Annotated in this window: 15 protein-coding genes; 3 read left to right on the top strand and 12 right to left on the bottom strand. The window is 58.3% G+C overall.

Annotated elements, in window-relative coordinates; translation table 11 throughout:
• Positions 1–16: 16 nt before the first annotated feature.
• Genes H6F59_RS00830 through H6F59_RS00820 form a run of 3 tightly spaced genes read right to left on the bottom strand, consistent with a single transcriptional unit; the run spans position 17 to position 1,614 of the window.
• Positions 17–640: a transglutaminase family protein gene (locus H6F59_RS00830; RefSeq protein WP_190694360.1), complete on the bottom strand. Its 624-nt coding sequence runs from the start codon at positions 638–640 to the stop codon at positions 17–19.
• Positions 641–1,132, bottom strand: a complete 492-nt coding sequence (locus H6F59_RS00825) for a GNAT family N-acetyltransferase (protein ID WP_190694359.1) — start codon at positions 1,130–1,132, stop codon at positions 641–643.
• Between the two features lie 38 nt (positions 1,133–1,170).
• Positions 1,171–1,614, bottom strand: coding sequence for a GNAT family N-acetyltransferase (locus H6F59_RS00820; protein WP_190694358.1), 444 nt, complete (start codon positions 1,612–1,614; stop codon positions 1,171–1,173).
• 112 nt (positions 1,615–1,726) lie between these two features.
• On the opposite strand from H6F59_RS00820, the gene H6F59_RS00815 reads away from it, so the two are divergent.
• Positions 1,727–3,184, top strand: coding sequence for a PLP-dependent aminotransferase family protein (locus tag H6F59_RS00815; RefSeq protein ID WP_190694357.1), 1,458 nt, complete (start codon positions 1,727–1,729; stop codon positions 3,182–3,184).
• Between the two features lie 162 nt (positions 3,185–3,346).
• On the opposite strand, the gene H6F59_RS00810 is transcribed toward H6F59_RS00815, so the two are convergent.
• Complete coding sequence (locus H6F59_RS00810) at positions 3,347–4,117, bottom strand: SDR family oxidoreductase (protein ID WP_190694355.1); 771 nt, start codon at positions 4,115–4,117, stop codon at positions 3,347–3,349.
• A gap of 133 nt (positions 4,118–4,250) precedes the next feature.
• Between H6F59_RS00810 and H6F59_RS00805 the strand changes: the two genes are divergently transcribed.
• Positions 4,251–4,556: a hypothetical protein gene (locus H6F59_RS00805; protein WP_190694354.1), complete on the top strand. Its 306-nt coding sequence runs from the start codon at positions 4,251–4,253 to the stop codon at positions 4,554–4,556.
• A gap of 256 nt (positions 4,557–4,812) precedes the next feature.
• Here the strand turns inward: H6F59_RS00805 and H6F59_RS00800 are convergent, their stop codons facing one another.
• From H6F59_RS00800 to H6F59_RS00775, 6 genes are all read right to left on the bottom strand, one after another.
• Complete coding sequence (locus H6F59_RS00800; protein ID WP_190694351.1) at positions 4,813–6,585, bottom strand: ABC transporter ATP-binding protein; 1,773 nt, start codon at positions 6,583–6,585, stop codon at positions 4,813–4,815.
• Positions 6,586–6,675: 90 nt separating this feature from the next.
• Complete coding sequence (locus tag H6F59_RS00795) at positions 6,676–8,454, bottom strand: ABC transporter ATP-binding protein (protein WP_190694349.1); 1,779 nt, start codon at positions 8,452–8,454, stop codon at positions 6,676–6,678.
• A 186-nt stretch (positions 8,455–8,640) separates the two neighbouring features.
• The gene (locus H6F59_RS00790; protein ID WP_190694347.1) at positions 8,641–9,738 is read right to left on the bottom strand and encodes an Mrp/NBP35 family ATP-binding protein; all 1,098 of its coding nucleotides are present in this window, start codon (positions 9,736–9,738) and stop codon (positions 8,641–8,643) included.
• The gene (locus H6F59_RS00785; RefSeq protein ID WP_190694344.1) at positions 9,731–10,708 is read right to left on the bottom strand and encodes a HEAT repeat domain-containing protein; all 978 of its coding nucleotides are present in this window, start codon (positions 10,706–10,708) and stop codon (positions 9,731–9,733) included. Before H6F59_RS00785 ends, H6F59_RS00790 begins: the two co-directional genes overlap by 8 nt.
• A gap of 116 nt (positions 10,709–10,824) precedes the next feature.
• Complete coding sequence (locus tag H6F59_RS00780) at positions 10,825–11,052, bottom strand: ferredoxin family protein (RefSeq protein WP_017301328.1); 228 nt, start codon at positions 11,050–11,052, stop codon at positions 10,825–10,827.
• 175 nt (positions 11,053–11,227) lie between these two features.
• Entirely contained in the window at positions 11,228–12,931 is a 1,704-nt protein-coding gene (locus H6F59_RS00775) for a fumarate reductase/succinate dehydrogenase flavoprotein subunit (RefSeq protein ID WP_190694342.1), read from the bottom strand.
• Positions 12,932–13,362: 431 nt separating this feature from the next.
• Here H6F59_RS00775 and H6F59_RS00770 point away from each other — a divergent pair, with 431 nt between their 5' ends.
• Entirely contained in the window at positions 13,363–15,405 is a 2,043-nt protein-coding gene (locus tag H6F59_RS00770; RefSeq protein ID WP_190694339.1) for a LysR substrate-binding domain-containing protein, read from the top strand.
• A gap of 214 nt (positions 15,406–15,619) precedes the next feature.
• Here H6F59_RS00770 and H6F59_RS00765 read toward each other — a convergent pair whose 3' ends face one another.
• Together H6F59_RS00765 and H6F59_RS00760 are read right to left on the bottom strand one after the other, a co-directional pair.
• Positions 15,620–16,894 carry a VWA domain-containing protein gene (locus H6F59_RS00765; protein WP_190694337.1) on the bottom strand — a complete coding sequence of 425 codons (1,275 nt, stop codon included), beginning with the start codon at positions 16,892–16,894 and terminating at the stop codon, positions 15,620–15,622.
• Positions 16,891–17,571, bottom strand: coding sequence for a MerR family transcriptional regulator (locus H6F59_RS00760; protein ID WP_190694335.1), 681 nt, complete (start codon positions 17,569–17,571; stop codon positions 16,891–16,893). The genes H6F59_RS00765 and H6F59_RS00760 overlap by 4 nt, the downstream gene beginning before the upstream one ends.
• Positions 17,572–18,456: the final 885 nt, after the last annotated feature.

Raw genomic sequence — 18,456 nt, 5'->3', positions numbered from 1 at the left:
GTAAGGGGTGGATGGGCTAGAGGACGGCGGGCAGGTGGGCAATTAGATCGGCGGCGGTGGGGTGGGTTTGTAGGGCGGTGACGACTAGAGGGTTGGGTTGGGTGTAGATGGTGGGATAGTCAACTTCACCGAGGTGGGGGCGGATGGGGAAGGCGAGCTGTTCGCGATCGCTGTCAAACTCGGCCTGCACCCCAGGCTTATTGCCCCGCGCATCGAGCCGCACCCAGCGGTCTAGCTCGGCTAGGTAGACGGCGTTGAGGCCGTGCAGGGTATAGCGGGTGGGCTGGGCGTCGTCAAACACGAGCCGCTGGTAGCAAAACCCGGTGGGGATGCCGCAGTGGCGCAGTAGGGCCGCCAGCAGATGGGCCTTGGCAAAGCAGAAGCCGTGGCCCTGGGCCAGCACTTCGGAGGCGGTGCAGGTGACGAGTTCGGCTTGGATGTCATAGGTGTGGGCGATCGCATCGCGCACCCACTCGTAGACAAGCTTGATCTGCTCTACGGGTGAAGTGGCCGCTGTGGTGAGCGATCGCGCCCGATCAGCAATGACCGGGTGCTCACTATCCACTACCGTCGATGGCGCCTGATAGTCGGCCAGCCTAGCCGACTCAGAAATTAGAGCAATCGGTAAGGCAATCGACATCTAGCCCTCCTGGGATACGAGATTGAGTTCCATCAGATTGCTCTCGCTAAAGCCCAGCTTTTGGTAGAGCGACCGCGCCTGGGGGGCGGCATTGAGCACGGCTTTGGTGCAGCCGATTTCTTGGAGATATTCCACCATTAGCTGGGTCAGCCGGGTGGCAACTCCCTGATTGCGGTAGGCAGGCTCCACATAAACGCCCCAGATGTAACCGTACTGGCGATGGGTGGGTGACAAAACTGGGGGATACAGCCCGGTAAAGCGCTGTCCACTGACCGAGCCCACAATGTTTCCCTCAGCCTCAGCGACAAAGGCTTGGTAGTTGAGGGTGCGCCGGGCCTGATCGATAAACTCCAGCCCTATGGTGAGCCAGTCGGGTTGAATGTCGTTTTCATCCACGCCTAGGTCGCACCACATGCGGTAGAAATGCTGGGCAATTATGGCATCTTCTGCAGGACTGCTAATTCGAATAGTGATGGGGATTGACATTGACATAATTTTTGCGCGTCAGTCAGGATTTCTCAAAACACAAATCATGTCAGCGACAATGTGTAGTGATAGAACGCCTCGTCTCGGCAGTAACCCTGCGATTCATAGAGGGATTGAGCCGAGGTATTAGAAATTTGCGTTGATAGAACAATCCGGGCTGCATCAGTTGCTTGCGCAAATTCTGCTGCTGCATTCAGCAACAGCCCTGCCGTTCCTTTGCGCCTATAAGCTTCTTCTACAAACAAGTCATTTAAGATCCAAACCCGCTTCATCGATACAGACGAAAACGTGGGATAAAGCTGCGTAAATCCGACAATTTTCTCGCCATGACAGGCCACAAATATCGCTGAACTGTTTTCCTGAATACGCTTGCTGATGAATGTTTTTGCTGCTTCGAAATCTGGCGAGGCTTGGTAAAAAACTCGATAGTGGTCAAACAGTTTTGCCACTGCTTCAAGATGCTCAAACCCAGCTTGAAAAACGTTCATTTTTTCTTTTCTGAAAGCTTTGCTTAGAATAGAGGCAAAATTGGAGAGCCACAAGAGCCAATTTTGGCTAAACCGGCCAGTCCACTTTGCTCGTTCCTATGGGTTCACCCCGATGGATTTTGCCATCGCCCTCGACTCCCACAGCCCAGACCCCGTCTACCAGCAGATTTACGCCGCTTTGCGGGCTGGAATTCTCAAGGGACGGCTGGCTCCGCGTCAGCGCTTGCCCTCGACCCGTGCCCTGGCCCAAAGCCTGGGAGTATCGCGGGCCACGGTGACCCAGAGCTATGACCAGCTGCTGAGCGAGGGATATCTGCAAACGGTGACGGGCTCTGGAACCTATGTTTGCGACCAGCTGCCCGACGATCTGCTGCAATCGCCTCCCCTAACCGCTATCCCAGTCAGGCCGATCCCCACTGTGCCGCTGTCGGCCTACGGTCGTCGCCTAGAGCAGATTGACCCTGGCCCCAGCCCTGAACCCGCCGTAGCTCTAAGCTTTCGTTATGGCCGCCCGGCCCTCGATCGCTTCCCGTTAGAGCTGTGGCGGCAGCTATTGTCTCGCCACTGTCGCCGCACCGAATGGCTCGACTATGCCGCCGACCCGATGGGGCATAGGCCGCTGCGAGAGGCGATCGCCGCCTACCTGGCCCAGGCCCGCGCTGTGCACTGCCACCCCGATCAAATTTTGATCACTAACGGCACCCAGCAGGCGCTTTCTCTCGCCACACGTCTGCTGCTATTGCCCGGCGATACGGTGGCCTTGGAAGAACCCAGCTACCTCAGCGCCCGCCGCGTTCTGGCCAGCCAGGGGGCAACGCTGCACCCGATCGCTGTAGATGGGGCAGGCATGGATGTGGCGGCACTGGCTGCCGCCTCCGGCCCGATTCGCCTGGTGTATGTCACCCCGTCGCACCAGTTTCCGACCGGGGCGGTGCTGTCTCTGCCGCGCCGATTGGCCCTGCTGGCCTGGGCAGAGCAGAGCGGCAGCCTGATTTTTGAAGACGACTACGACAGCGAGTATCGCTATGGGGGTCGCCCCATCCCGGCACTGCAGGGGTTGGGGGATGGGCAGTCGGTGTTGTACGTGGGCACGTTTTCGAAGGTGCTGTTTCCGTCGCTGCGGGTGGGCTACATGGTGCTGCCCCCGGCCCTGGTGGCGGTGTTTAGCCGCGCCAAGTGGCTAGCCGATCGCCAGGGGCCGACCCTAGAGCAGGCGGTGCTGGCCGACTTCATCACCCAGGGCCACCTAGAGCGCCACATTCGTCGCATGCGGGGCATCTATGACAGGCGGCGGCAAGCGCTGGTTGTGGCCCTGGCTGAGCACTGGGGAGATCGCGCCACCGTGCTGGGCGAAAATGCCGGACTGCACGTGATGGTGCGCTTTGCGACTAATATCCCCGACGACGTACTGATAGCGAAAGCAGCTGAGGTGGGCGTTGGGCTCATTGCCGCCAGCCCCCAATACCTCGGCCCTAGCCCAGGGCACGAGTTTATCTTTAGCTACAGCGAACTGGAGGAGGATGCGATCGCTCTGGGTCTCGAACGCTTGGCCGGCCTAAACCTGATCTAGCGGCGTTGCTGAATCCTGGGATGAACCTACCCGATCCGCCCTCTCCCTAGCCCTCTCCCAAGGGGCGAGGGAACAGGACTCCGGCTCCCTTCTCCTTTGGAAGAAGGGTTAGGAATGAAGGCAATTCATGTCTATATTCAGCAACGCCGATCGAGCCCTGGCCTACTCCTCGTAGATCATCTTGCGGCCCATGCCGCCATCGACCACGATGTTTTGCCCCGTGATAAAACCGGCTTTATCTGACAGCAAAAAGTAGGTCATGTCGGCAATATCTTGAGCATGACCCACGCGCCCTACGGGGTGCTGGGCGTGGTCAGTCGGGCTCAGGTGCGACTCTTGGGGCGGATGTTTCAGCGCGCTGACATCGATCCAGCCGGGGCTAATGCAGTTGACGCGAACTTCCGGGCCGAGGCTCATGGCCAGGGCGTGGGTCAGCGCCACGACGCCTCCTTTAGAGGCGGCATAGGCTTCGGAGTTGGGTTCAGACTGAAGGGCGCGAACCGAAGAAATGTTGACGATCGCACCCCGGGCAGCGCGCAGATGGCGGACGGTATGCTTAACCATCAGAAAGTAGCCGGTCAGGTTGGTGCCAATCCAGCGATTCCAGTCTTCCAGAGCTAGATCTTCGACGGGGCCGCTGTAGGGATGGGCGATGCCCGCATTGTTGATCAGCGCGTTGAGGTGGCCAAACCAATCCACCGCAGCTCCGACACAGCGCGCCACCTCATGCTCCTGAGATACATTGCAGGGCAAAAAGATAAACGACTCGTGAAACTGGGGCAGAGTGTCTTGCAGGGCAGCGCCGGCGGCCATATTCATATCGGCAACTGCAACGCGCCAACCCTGATTAAGCAGGAGTTGAGTGATGCCAAGGCCAATCCCTTGGGCGCCTCCGGTTACCAGAGCTACGGGGGTCTGCTCGACCTGACTCATCGGCGCACCTCAGATGGATTGGACGGAGCACTGGGCAATCTAGGGTGTCCTCCGCCCAGGCAGCGCGGTCTTTACTCTAACAAACCCTATGCGCCGAAAAACCGCTCTAATGGTTCTTTTTACCCTGACAGTTATGTTGATCATCGGCGTAATACTCGGGTTTATGCCCGCGCTCATGTCGTCGATGATGTTTGCTGACCCCAAGGTTCTCGAAAGCCCTGCCGCAGTGACCCTAGTGATCAGCGTTGTCACCTTTCCGATTATTTGCATAGTGGCGGTGCTGCTGAGCTGGTTGGTTTTTTTGCTGCCGGTGTTCGCCCATTTGCGCTATCGCTACCTGTTGGCCTGCGGGCTCACCACCCTACCCCTGATCAATCTAGCCACTGCGGCAGCCACCCTAGGCTGGCTCTTCTACTTCAACGACGGCCTTTCTTGGTGAAGTCTGAGTTAGAGCAGCCCAAAACATCAGGCTTCAAGTTCTCTTTGGTGGGCGTTGCTGAATTAGTGCCCTCTCCCTAGCCCTCTCCCCTCGGGAGAGGGGACAAGAGATTGGTTCTCTTCTCTCTCATGAGAAGGATTGGGAACTGGGGACTTTTAACCCCTTTTTATAACGCTTGCGGCTTCCCGCAGGGTAAAGGGGGCAGGGGAGATCAGTAGGTGACTAAAGCCGCAGCAAATCACTTTCAAACGCTCCCTCAATCCGTGCCCAGTTGCAGGCTGTAGAGGTTGGCGTAGATGCCCTGACGGGCTATTAGCTCGGCGTGGGTGCCCCGCTCGACAATGTCGCCCTGCTGAATCACCAGCACCTGGTCGGCCTGGGTGACGGTGCTGAGGCGGTGAGCAATCACAAAGCTGGTGCGGTTGTGCAGGAGGCGGGCGATCGCCTCCTGCACCAGCCCCTCCGTACGCGTATCAATGCTGCTGGTCGCCTCATCGAGCAGCAAGATGCGCGGGTCAATCAGCACCGCGCGGGCAATGCTCACCAGCTGCCGCTGCCCCTGGCTCAGGGGTGCGCCGCGTTCTCCCAGTCGGGTGCTATAGCCTTGGGGCAGCGAGGTGATGAACTCATGCACATTCGCCGCCTGGGCCGCCGCTTCGATGTCGGCCTGGCTGGCGTGGGGGGCACCAAAGGCAATATTTTCGGCCACGGTGCCGGTAAAGAGCAAATTGTCTTGCAGCACAATGCCAATCTGGCGGCGCAGGCTGGCCTGGGTGACGCTGCGCACGTCTACCCCGTCGATGCGCACCGCCCCCTCCGACACATCGTAAAATCGCATGATCAGGTTGATAATCGTGCTCTTGCCCGCCCCGGTTGGCCCCACCAGAGCGACCATCTGCCCCGGCTGGGCGCAGAGGTTGACCTCCTTTAGCACCCGCTGGTTGGGAGTGTAGCCAAACCCGACCGACTCAAACCACACCTCGCCTTTGATCGGCGGCATCTCAGTAGCGTTGAGGGCATCTTGCAGGGTAGCAGGCTCGTCGAGCAGCAGAAAGATGCGATCGAGCCCCGCCAGCGCCGACTGCGCCTGGGTATAAAACTGGCTGAGAATCTGGATCGGCCGAAAGAACTGCTGCACGTAGAGCACAAAGGCTGTCACCGTGCCCACCGTCATCACCCCCGTCACCGCCAGATAGCCGCCGTAGGCCGTCACCCCCGCCGTCGCCAGAGTATTGAGCAAGTCAATGGAGGGCAAAAACGCCGCCGTCACCGCCACCGCCTGCACGTTGGCCTTGCGGTTCGCCGCGTTGAGGCTGTCAAACTCTTCAATATTGAGCTGGGTGCGGTTAAACGCCTGAGCCTCCTTGACACTGCCAATGTCCTCTTCCAGCTTGGCCGACAGGTCGCCAATGGTCTGCCGAGTGAGGCGAAAGCGGCTTCTCGCCCAGCGCGAGAAAAACCCGGTGGTAAAAATCATCAGCGGCACCACCAGATTGCTTAGCAGCCCCAGCTGCAAATTGATCGAGAGCATGGCGATGATGATGCCCAGCAGGCTAAAGGTCTGACCCAGCACCTGGGGAATGGTGAGGCCAAAGGCTTGGTTGACGGTGTTGACATCGTTGAGCAGACGACTCATCAAGTCGCCCGCCTCGCTGCGATCGAAGAAGCTCACCGGCAAACTTTGGATCTTGTCGAAAATATCCTGCCGCAGCTGCCCCAGCAGCCGCTGCACGATCGCACCCATCCGCCAGATCTGCCCCCGGATCGCCCACACCCCAACGAGATAAATCACCGTCAGCGCCGCCAGCATCCACAGCAGCCCCGGCAAGTTACCCTGCAAAATCAGGTTGTCGATCGCCCAACCGATCAGCAGTGGCCCGATCGCCTGGGTCGTGGCCCCAATGGCAACCAGCAACAGTGCGATCGGCAGATCTTGTCGGTAGGGCGCAAAGTAGCGCAAGAACCGCCCCATGGTCGAGAGCTTGGGCTTAGCATCGAGTGGAGACTGAGCGGCTGTAGCGAGGGTCATCTGTAGTCGTTTCTCGATTCTGGAGGTCAAAGGCAATTTTAGAATTTAGATCGAAGAGCCTTAATGCCTAGTTAGCTAACCGCAAGAAAACTAGGTAAGAGCCGGAGCAGCACCCACCTGGGATTCTAAAATTGCGCCGTAGAGCGAGCTATGGGCCATCAAATATTCGTGGGTGCCCTGAGCCACTAGGCAGCCCTTATCCATCAGCAGAATGCGATCGGCGGTGCGGACCGTGCTGATCCGCTGAGCTACTACAAAGGCGGTACAGGTGCGGCGGCGCATCAGGTCGTCGAGGGCAGTCTGAATTTGGGCGGCGGTTTGGGCATCGACGGCGGAGGTGCTGTCGTCGAGAATTAACACCTTGTAGTCGGTCAGCAGGGTGCGGGCGATCGCAATTCTCTGCTTTTGCCCGCCTGAGAGCCCCACCCCACGCTCGCCCACCAACGTGTCGTAGCCCTCGGGCAGGGTCATGACAAAGTCGTGAATCTGGGCGGCTTTGGCCGCTTCGACCACTTCGCTCAGGGTGGCCCCAGCCTTGGCGTAGGTGATGTTAGAAAAAATGGTGCCCGAGAATAGAGTAGTCTCCTGAAAAACCGTGCTGATGCGCGATCGCAGACTCTCCAGCGTAAAGTCGCGCACGTCACGACCGTCGATGCGCACCGACCCAGCGGTGACATCGTAAAAGCGGGGAATCAGGTTTGTGACGGTGCTTTTGCCCGAGCCGGTCATGCCCAAAATGGCGATCAGCTCGTTGGGCTTAGTCTCAAAGGAAATGCCGTTGAGGGCCGGGGTGGTGGTGCCAGGATAGCGAAACGATACATTCTCAAAGGTGATGCGACCGGCGCAGGTGGTGAAAGGAACGGCGTTGGGGCGATCGCGAATTTCGACCTCGGCATCGAGCACCTCGTAGACCCGCTCGGCGGAGGATGAGGCCCCCGCGATCGCTGGGGCGGCAAAGCCAATCAGCAAAATCGGTTGCAAAATCAGCAGCAGATAGGCGTTAAACGCCACCAGTTCCCCCACCGAAAACTGCTCATTAATGACCGCCACGCCGCCGTAGCCCACCACCACCACAATCACCAAGTTGCTGACCAAAAAGATGAAGGGGAATGTGTTGCGAATCGCTCGAATGGTTTTCATGTTGGCGGCGACTAGCTCACCGTTCAGCTGGGTGTAGCGATCGCGCTCGGCATCCTCCCGCACAAAGGCTTTAACCACCCGCACCCCCAGCAAGTTCTCCTGCAAGACCGCGTTGAGGTCGCTGAGCTGCTCCTGCACCTGGCGAAACAGCAGGTTGTTTTGGTTAAAGAATCGCGCCATCAGCCACCCTGCCAGAGGCACCACCGTCAGGCTGATCAGCGCCAGCTGCCAGTTCATGATCAGGAGAATCGCGGCGATCGCCACCAGCGTCACCACCCCGCTAATCACCTGCACCAGGCTGGTGCTGAGGAAGGTGCGCACCTGCTCAATGTCGCTGGTGACTCGGGTGAGCAGCTGCGAGGTTTGAGACTGGTCGTGGTAGCTAAAGCTGAGGGTTTGAATCTTGCTGAAGATGCGGTTGCGCAGGTCATAGACCACGCTCTGCGACATCGCCTCAGCACAAAAACTCTGGCCAAAGTTAAACAGCCCTCGGGCTAGGGCCGCGACCACCAGCCCCGCCCCGCTTTGCAACACCACCGTCAAATTGTTTGCGGCAATGCCATCGTCGATAGCCCAACGAAACAGCTGCGGCGTCGCCGCGTAGGCCGCCACCAGCAGCAGGGCACTGATTAACGCCCCCAAGGTGAGCCAAAGGTGAGCGCGCAAACTGCTCAATACCCGCAGCAGAGGCTGTTGCGAGGAGACGTCTTGGGGCTGAGACTGAACCAATCGCCTGCTCCTAATCACACCTCAGCATTCTAAACGGTGTTTTAGGCCGCCCGGCGAGTATTGGCGTGCTGATGTCTGTAGGTCGTTTTGTGATGGAGAGATGAGGGGGATCAGGAAGATAGGGGGATGGGGAAGCTCAGAATGAATAACTAACGCCCTTCCCCCTTCCTCACCTTCCTCATCCTCTCAATCCACCGCCGCCAGCGACGACCCTGCCTTTACTCCAAAGGTCGCATTTAACCCCAGGGCAATCTGGCCAAAGATCTTGCTCAGGGGGGCATTGGGCAGCTTCACCGGCAGGGGCACGCCGGCATCGCCCTGTTCACAAATGCGGGGGTCGATGGGCACTTGGCCCCATAGCGGCACCGAAAGCTCAGTGGCGATCTGGGCACCGCCGCCGCTGCCAAAGATCGGCGTCGGTTCGCCGCAGTGGTCGCAGAGCAGGTAGCTCATATTTTCGACCAGGCCCAGCACTGGCACCCCCACCTGGCGAAACATGTGGACGCTGCGGCGCACGTCGGAGACAGCCACCTGCTGCGGCGTCGTCACCATCACCACGCCGCAGATTGGGCTTTCTTGGACGATGGTGATCTGGGCATCGCCCGTGCCGGGGGGCAGGTCGATCAGTAGGTAGTCCAATTCACCCCAGTCCACCTCGTGGAGAAACTGGGTGAGAATTTTGTGCATCACCGGGCCGCGCCAAGCCAGCGGGTGGTCGCCTTGAGCCAGCAATCCGACGGACATCAGCTTGATGCCGTGGGCCTCTAGGGGCACAAACCGCTGGCCGTTGGGAGTGTCAATCACGCGCACTTCTGAATGACCTAAACCCAGCATTTGGGGCACATTGGGGCCGTAGATGTCGGCGTCCAGCAACCCCACCTTGGCCCCAGTTTCGGCCAGGGCCGCCGCCAGGTTCACAGCCGTGGTCGATTTGCCCACGCCGCCCTTGCCGCTTGACACCGCCAGGGTGGTGCGCACCCCGGGGATGGTGCAGAGCTGGGCGTAGGCTTTTTTGCACCAGGGCAATTGCTCTAAAGTGGTTTGCACTTGCTCTTGTAGGTCGAGCTGGTGGCGGCCCACGTAGAGCCGCAGGTAGACGTAGTCATCGACCACTTGCAGATTGCGCACCATGCCCAGGCTGACCAGGTCATTGCCCAAGGTGGGCTCGTGTAGGGTTTTGAGCTGGGCAATAACCTCGGCTTTGCGGGCGATCGCCTCGGCACTGGGCGCCACTTCAGCAAGAGCTTCAGCAGCGCGGTGAAAGGGAGAGGAATGGCTAGACATTAGAGGTTTCTGGCTGGGACTTCTGGATGGCGTCAATGGCCCGCTGGGAGAAAATCCGCACGTCCATGTCGGGGTCGTTGAGGGTCTGCTGCAGGGCGGGCAGAGCGTTGGTGTCGGCCAGTTTGCCCAGGGCCGTGGCCGCATCGCGCCGCACGTCAGAGTATTCGTCGGCTAGGGACTTGATCAGCACCGGCAGAGCCTGAATATCTGGGGTTTTCTGCAAGGCGCGGGCAGTGAACTTGCGCACCTGCCACTCGGGGTCATCCATCGCCTTGACTAGGGATGCGATCGCCGCCGGGTCCGCCAAAATATCGAGCGACTGGGCCGCATTACGCCGCACCTGCCAATCCGGGTCGCTGGTCAACAGTTCACACAGCAGCGGCACCACCGCCGCATCGCTGAGGTGGCCTAGGGTGAGCGCCGTCGCTCGCCGCACCGCCTCGTTAGGATCTTTCGCCAGGGCCACGGCCGGTTCGCAGCGCACCACCTGGTTCAGGTAGCGCAGGGTGATCACCGCCGCCTCCCGTAGATCGGAGTTCTCCGATTCAAAGAAGGGCATGACATACGGCAGGGCCTGGGCATCGTGAATTTTGCGCAGCAGCACCAGCACGTTGAGCTGAGTGTGGACATTGCCCACCTGCAACACATCCAGCAGCTTCATCAGGTCGTTAGTCGAGACCAGCTCTTTGAGGGCCGACAGCGCCTCACTGCGCACATTCTCGTGGGGCGAGCTGAGGCACTCAATCAGCGGGTTGATGGCGATCGGGTTGGCAAATTCCCACAGAGCGGTGATGGCGATCTCTTGCACCATAGGGTTTTCGTCGTGGAGCGCCCCGAGCAGGGGCGCGATTGCATCTTCATCACCCAGGTGTTGCAAGGTTTTGGCCGCGACTAGGCGCTCGTTGAGATCGGGCGATCGCAGCAGCTCAACCCACTGAGCAACTTCAGGGTCCATATCGGTGGTGTACATGGGGAGGGGTTCCAGAATGACGGCAGGGTAGGGGAGTGGGAGGGTAGGAGGGTGGATGAGTGGATGAGTAGATGGGTGTTTGCTTTACTCGCCTACCCACCAACCCGCCTACCCCCCTACCTCAACAGGAAAGGAATCTGCACCGTAATCGCCCCCGTGGGGCATTCCTTCTCACAGGGCAGGCAGAACCAGCACTCGTCGTACTTCATGTAGGCTTTGCCGGTCTCGGGATTCTTAACCAGCACGTCTAGAGGGCAGACTTCAATGCAGGCGTTGCATTTCTCAAGGCATTTCGATTCATCGACGATGACAGGTACATCAACGCGTTGGGTAGTTAGGGCCATGGGGATTCTAAGTAGTAGGGATATGGATTGGTCAGGGTTGTTGCCCTCTCCCTAGCCCTCTCCCTCTGGGAGAGGGAACAAGAACGTGGCTCGGCTCCCCTCTCCTCCCGGGAGAGGGGCTGGGGGAGAGGGGTTAAGTGAGGCAATAATCAGAGAATGGTAGGCGGTGCTCACCCTACCGGACGGCAACGTCGTAAACTTCCTCGACCAGATCGACATCGACGATATAGGGCTCTACCGGACGCTTAAACAGCTCCATATGGCCGGTTTCGCCTTTCTTCAGATTGACGTGGCAGAACCATTCCTCGTTGTTCCTCTCGGGATAGTCGAGGCGGTAGTGGTAGAGACCCCAGCGGGTCTCTTTGCGGAATAGGGAGGCGCGGGCGGCCATTTCGGCACAGTCGCGGATGAAGTGCACCTCCATGCAGCGCATCAGCTCGTGAGGGTCGCGGGCACCCATGAGGCCGAGGGTTTCTTCGTAGGCGACGAATTTTTGCAGGCCGATGTCCATGTTGTGGGGCGACTTGGGCGGTTGCAGGTAGTCATTGACTAGGCGGCGCAGTTTGTACTCAATCTGGGTGTGGGGCACGCCGTCGGGCTGCTGCAGGGGCGCGTAAATGCGGGCCTGCTCAGTGGCGAGAAAGTCGGCGTCGGGTTCGACATGCTCCAGATCGCGCACGTAGTCCATGGCGTTTTCGCCCGCGATGCGGCCGTAGACAAAGGCTCCAATCATGTAGTTGTGGGGCACGCTGGCCATGTCGCCCGCCGCGTAGAGGCCGGGGACTGTGGTCTCGGCCCGCTCGTTCACCCAGACGCCCGAGGCGCTGTGGCCGCTGCACAGGCCAATTTCAGAAATGTTCATCTCGACGCCGTGGGTACGGTAGCTCTCACCTCGGCCTTCGTGGAAGCGGCCTCGGCTGGGCCGTTCGTTATCCCACAGAATGGTTTCGATTTCGTTGATGGTATCGTCGTCGAGGTGGTACATCTTCAGGTGTACCGGGCCTTTGCCGGAGTGCAGCTCTTTGTAGACCTCCAGCATCATCTGGCCGCTCCAGTAGTCGCAGTTGATAAAGCGATGGCCCTCGGCGTTGGCGGTGTAAGCTCCGAAGGGGCTGGCCACGTAGGCGCAGGCGGGGCCGTTGTAGTCTTTGATCAGCGGGTTGATCTGGAAGCACTCGATGTTGGTCAGCTCGGCCCCGGCGTGGTAGGCCATGGAGTAGCCATCGCCCGCGTTGGTGGGGTTTTCGTAGGTGCCGTAGAGGTAGCCTGAGGCGGGCAGACCCAGGCGACCGCAGGCTCCGGTGCAGAGCACGACGGCCTTGGCCTGAATCACCACTATGTTGCCGTTGCGCACGTCGAGGCCCACGGCCCCGGTGACGCGACCGTTTTGCACCATGACGCGGGTGGCCATCACCCGGTTGGTGACGTTGACCTTGTGGCGCTTGACCTGGCGGGCGAGAATTTTCTTCAGGTCTTTGCCCTCGGGCATGGGCAGCACGTACTTGCCGACCCGGTGCACCTGCTTGAGGTCATAGTTGCCCTCGGGGTCTCTTTGAAACTTGACGCCCCAGCTCTCCAGTTCTTGAATCACCTCAAAGCCCAGCCGCCCGGTTTCGTAGACGGCTTTTTGGTTGACGATGCCGTCGTTGGCGATGGTGATTTCGCGCACGTACTGCTCGGGAGTAGAGTTGCCGGGAATGACAGCGGTGTTAACTCCGTCCATGCCCATGGCGATCGCCCCACTGCGGCGAATGTTAGCTTTCTCTAAAATCAGCACGTCGCTCTCGGGGCTGGCCTGCTTTGCCTTAATGCCTGCCATCGTACCAGCGGTGCCACCGCCGACGACTAGAAAATCAGTTTTAAGATACTGAATGTTCACTTAACCACGTCCTTGGTTTAAACGGCAGTGAAATTGAAATAAACCAAATCAAGTACAGAAGTGGAGTTTTGCCGATGGAGAAACTACAGATCCCAAGCTGAACTTGATGTATCACGGTTAGCTAATGCTTAAATAAAGGCAACTAACCCTTGGCTTATGGGCCTTTGATACGTAGCTTAAAGGAGACCACTAAAGCGAATCAACGGGATTTGTAACCGTGACTACGATTTACCCATCACAGCTTTCTATACACTCATCAAAAAAATCAATGAGACTCAACTGGCTGTTCTAATAGCTGCACAAAATGGATCTTAATCAACGGATCTTGGCAAGTTATTCATATCTGCCAAGGTGAGGCAAAAGTATTATTAGGTAGAGTATTTTAGTAAATTCTTATACTAGTTTAAAAATGTTTAGGCAGGCCAGTTGAAATGGAAATTTACCAGCTAAAAGTATTTTTAGAAGTGGCTCGCTGCCTGAGTTTCACTGAAGCCGCCGACACATTAAACTTAACTCAGCCGGCAGTAAGCGCCAAAATCAAGTGCCTAGAGTCTGAGCTTGAAACCCCGCTTTTTCGGCGTTTAGGGCGACGGATAGAGCTGACTCAGGTAGGAGAATATCTGCTAGAAGAGGGGCCTAGTCTGGTAGATTTGGAAAGCCGATTGGTAGCTAAGATTGAAGAGATCAAGCAGGGGAAATTTAGCACCTTAAAAATTGGCTGCATGCCCGATATGCTGAGCAACTGGCTGCCGTCGGTGCTGTACGAATATCGCCGACTCCATCCCGATGTGCAAACTAGATGTTTGCAGTTTGATGCGGTCGAACCGCTGTATCGCGCCATTAAGACTGGCGAGGTCGATATTGGGGTCTCAGATCTGAGTTTTTCGACCTTTGATGAAATTTCAGAGGTTGCGATCGGCTCGGTTCACTATTCTCTAGTGGTGTCGAGTAGCCATCAGCTCGCTCAGCGTCCCTGGCTCAGTTTAAAGGAGTTGACTGACCAGGCTTGGGTCTTGCCGCCCGAGGGCGTTCCAGGTCGTATTGTGCTGCAAAAGCGCATGCAGGAATTGGGACTCAATCTCACCGATTTTGCCCATGTCGAAATTGTCGACGCGGCCAGTTTGATGCGCACCTATTTGCTTCAGGGGCACTACCTGGGGTTCGCCTCTGACTTTGAATTTCAGATGGAGTGTGAGGCCGGGCTGCTGCGCCGCATTCCTTTAGAAGAGTTTGCTTTGGGCACGCCCCTATTTTTGCTGATGGCCAAGCGTCTGGGTCGGGCTTTGGGCTTGGCGGGTCAACCCGCAGGCCGGGGCGGTTTGGGGCTAGAGCCAATCCGCCAGTTTGTGGCTATGGTTCAGAGCCAGGCCGCTGTCACACAGGGCAGTTCTCAAGGGCCGTCCATGCCTAAGCCGATGGACGCACCGTTGGCTGCATCCATTGATCGAAAAGTGCCCCGGTTTCAGGCTCCAAACTTTTTGGTGCGCTCTGGTTCCACCAGCGGCACCGAGACCATCAACCTCACCATTGGCACCCAAAACCGCACGATTCAAACCGTCACCGCTGGGCTAATTATTCAGCGGCTGGGTTTGCTGGAGCATTTCTTACCGCGCGAGGGCCGCTACAGCGGTGTGCAGTATCGGCTGCGCTGGTCTGACTATGGTTCGGGGGCACCGATTGTGGCCGGGCTCGAGGCTCAGCAGATCGACATTGGAGTGTTGGGCGATTACCCACTGCTGCTGAGTGCAGCGGGGGATAGCACGGCCCCAGCGGCGGGCACTCGGCTGATCAGTTTTGTTGCCAGCAACCTCGATGGCACCGGCAACGACATCATCGTGCCGCAGCATTCGACCCTCGACTGCATTGACGACTTGGCGGGGCGGGTGATTGCGGTGCCCTTTGGCTCGGCGGCTCACAGTATGGTGATGCGATCGCTCCACCACCGCCAAATTCTCAACGCCGTCACCCTCACCGCCCTCGAGCAGGCCCAGCCCCAGCGATCGGGCCGCGGCTCTGCCCAGGTGGATGGCTATGCCTACTTCGCCCCCTTCCACGAAATTGCCAAGCACAAGGGCCAGTTTCGTCGCCTGCTGCACGAAAACCTAGACGGTTTGCCCACCTTCCACGGCGTGGTGATTCGCGCCGACCTAGCCGAGCAGTATCCCGAGATCGCCGTCGCCTACCTGCGATCGCTGCTGGCCGCTCAGTATTGGTACGATACCCAGCCCATGGCCACCACGCTGGTCAGCCGCTGGGTAAATATGGACGCCGCCATTGTGGCCAAAACCCTGCGCGCTAGCACGAGCGATCGCGCCGATGTGGTTTATCTGCCCGAAACCCAGCTGCGCACTGACTGGCTCCAGGCCCACATTCGCCAGCTAGGCCAAATTGCTGGGCAAGAGCACCTGGGGCAAATCAACCTCAATCGCTGGATGCAGCCCGAGTTTTTGGAGCGGGCGATCGCGTCGCTTTAGCTTTCCCTATGCTGCCCCAGGGAAGGCTGTGCCACAGGGATCGCTTAGTCAAGGTGCGATCGCCCTAGCAGTCTGCCAAGTTAAAGGTAAGGGGCTAGATGGGTGCAGGGTTCAAGGTCTAGGGTTTAAGGCCTGTTGTGAACCGTATACCCTAAACCTTAGACCGCTAGAGCTTGTCACAATTCGCTTGGCTAAGTAAAAGCCTTGCCACCGCTTATTTAGAGTCCATCGATCGCCGGGGCTGAGACTTGCCCGAGCGCGACAGGTTGTAGGCCTGGGAATACGCCTTTTTGCGGGCTCTAGCTATGGCACCGCTCTGGTAGTCGCCTTCTAAATCCTCTAGCGTTGCCTGTTCCTCCATCAGCATGGCGCTGGGGGGCATAGCAGACATGGCGACGCGGACACGGCTGAGGGAGTCGGTGGCAGCGGTGTAGTCACCCCGGTCGGAGAACATCACGGCCTCACGGCGGGCGCGGGCCGCCATCAGCAGCGCCACCTGCTCCTGCACCTCGGCATCGGCGGGGAAGTCGCTAAACTGCTCAGCACTCACCAGGGGCAGTTCCAACCCTGCCCGTAGCACCTGCCGACTGGGCTGTTCTGCGTCATCCCAGGCCAGGCGCACCTGCATCAGTTCGCAGCTCCGGCTGAGGGCGGGCACTTGCAGCCGCACCACCACTTGAATCGGCGACCCCACCATTAGGTTGGGCAGCTTGTAGCGCTGGGTGTCGGTCTTCTCGAAGTCATTTAGCACGTCCATGACCGTGACGCCGTTGCCTGGCTTGACGCCGAGGCTGACCCGCTGGCCGAGGGTGGCAGCCAAGCCCGACAGCTCGGTTTCAAAGATAGTTGGCAGCTGATCGGCAGACTCAATGTGAAAAAAGTTGCCGTCGCCGCTGCGGGCCATGGCGGCGAGCAGGTCTTCGCTGTAGTCGTTGCCGATGCCTAGGGTAGTGGTGCTGACGCCGCGCTGGGCCAAGCCGTGCACGTCGTTGGCGATCGCATCCGGTCTAGTTTCCCCCACATTGGCCAGCCCGTCGGAGAGCACAATCACCCGGTTGAGCTGGGCGGGGTTGAGGTACTGACTGACCTGCACGCCACCCTCGACCCAACCGGCGTGGAGCGCGGTGGAGCCCCGCGAGTGGACGTGACGCAGCTTCTCTAGCAGAGTGTTTTTGTCGGTGGCCAAGGTGCTAGGCACCAGGGTTTCAATGCGGTCGTCGAAGAGTACGACGCTGATGCGATCGCAGGGCAGCAAATTCTCGACGGCAAAGCGGGCGGCCTCGCGGGCGTAGTGCATCTTTTGCCCCTGCATGGAGCCGGAGCGATCGATCACCAGGCTGAGGTTGAGCGGCACGCGATCGCTCTTGAGGGCGACAGCCGGGGGCGTAATCCGCACCAGCACGTCTAGGGTCATGGGCTGCTGAGTAACGATCGCTCCGTGGAGCGGGATTAGTTCGACGGTGGGGAACGCTGGTTTAGATTGGGTCATGGTGGTGGCCTTTGGAGTGATTGGAGTTTGGCGAGGTGGTCGGCAATCAGTTGCAGCAGGCTATCCCGCTCGTAGGCGGTAGCTGGCGCGACAAAGTCTTGCCGAACGTGGAGTTCTAACCCGTCGAGAATGTCGAGACGAGTCCAAGTCTGGGGTGGCAACGCCGCCGGCGGAAGGAGGGGTGCAGCTGGGGCTGGGGCAGGAGCCGCAGGCAGAGCCTGAAACGACGGCGGAGCAGACCGCGCTTGTGAGCGATTAGGTGAGAAGGGGGCGGGACGATCGCGAATTTGAGACAAAAACGCCAGCGCTGGGTTGGCGGCCTCAACTTTGATTTGCACACCTCCTTGCAGGATGTTTTCTAGAGCCGAGTCAGACTGGCCGCCGAGCAGGCTGCCGATGGAGCTGGTGCTGTAGCCTTCCGCCAGCAATCGGCGCAGCACCAGCAATTGCAGTAGATGTCGGTAGGTATACCGAGCTTCGCGCCCCTGCTTGAGGGGCTTGTCTAACCATCCCTGAGTGGTGTAATGGCGCACCAGCCGAGGGTTGACCGGCTCTTGCCCGCGATTACCAAAACCCTGGTCGGGCAAAAACTGCGGCAGCAGGTCGTTGGTCACCTCAACGAAGCGATCTAAGACCATCTCAGGCTGTTGCTTGGCAATCTGTTGCAACGTGCTCATAAGTTCATGATAAATACTTGCAACTTTAATTGTCAATAGCAAATTTTGTTGTAATGAATTTTGTTTGCTGAGGGTTGTGCGCTTCCATTCGAGTATTGATATCGCTCAGTAACTATGGCCACTATCAGGGCGATCGCCACAGGCTACTTCACTGACCTGCACTCTATCCATAAGACGGCATAGAAATTAGCGCGATCACGATTACTCCCAATTCCGCTAGCCCTAACTCTGGACAGAAGTTCCTTAGTTTCTACGCGGTGCCATTGCTAAACGCATTCTTAACTCCATATAAATAACGCAATCACTGCGCCGACACCACTAAAGCTCATCACTCTCAAGCTGGAAGTCCAAAGGACCATCATTAGCGTCGGTCTACAACGTAGTTCACTGTGGGTACAAGCGATGGAGAGAATGATCACAGGCAATTACCCATCCCAGCTTTACGCTGGAGGGCAATTAGGAGCCCGTCCCTAAACTCTCCCGCAAAACCAGAGGAAGTGGTTGGGTTGTCTATATCAAAATTACAGCCTGCCTTCAACGGCACCTTAAGTCCTTAACCCGTGCTTAGGTAGTTTTCCGGCCTGCTGTGGGTGCTGTTCTATTCCCAGTCCTTGCCACCAGATGTGGTGTTTTTTTGAGGTTTTTTTCGAAGAAGTTTTGAAGGGGTGCCAGGTAGCGGCCCTATAAAATGCCCAAACTCCTTGTTTTGCAAGGGGTTTGGGCCACAAGAACAAAATAGTCTTAGGGTGTTGACACCTGAGTTAAATCTAGATATATTGATAAAGCGCCTGAGGGAAGCGACTCGAACGAGTCTTTCACCGAGGGTTGAAGCGAACCTCGACAACTACATAGTCTAGAAACAAAGCCAAGGTTCCTGTCAAGGAT

The sequence above is a fragment of the Nodosilinea sp. FACHB-141 genome (assembly GCF_014696135.1).
GTDB lineage: Bacteria > Cyanobacteriota > Cyanobacteriia > Phormidesmidales > Phormidesmidaceae > Nodosilinea.
Note: the sequence above shows the minus strand (reverse complement) of the source record. Positions and strands in the feature narration are given on the sequence as shown.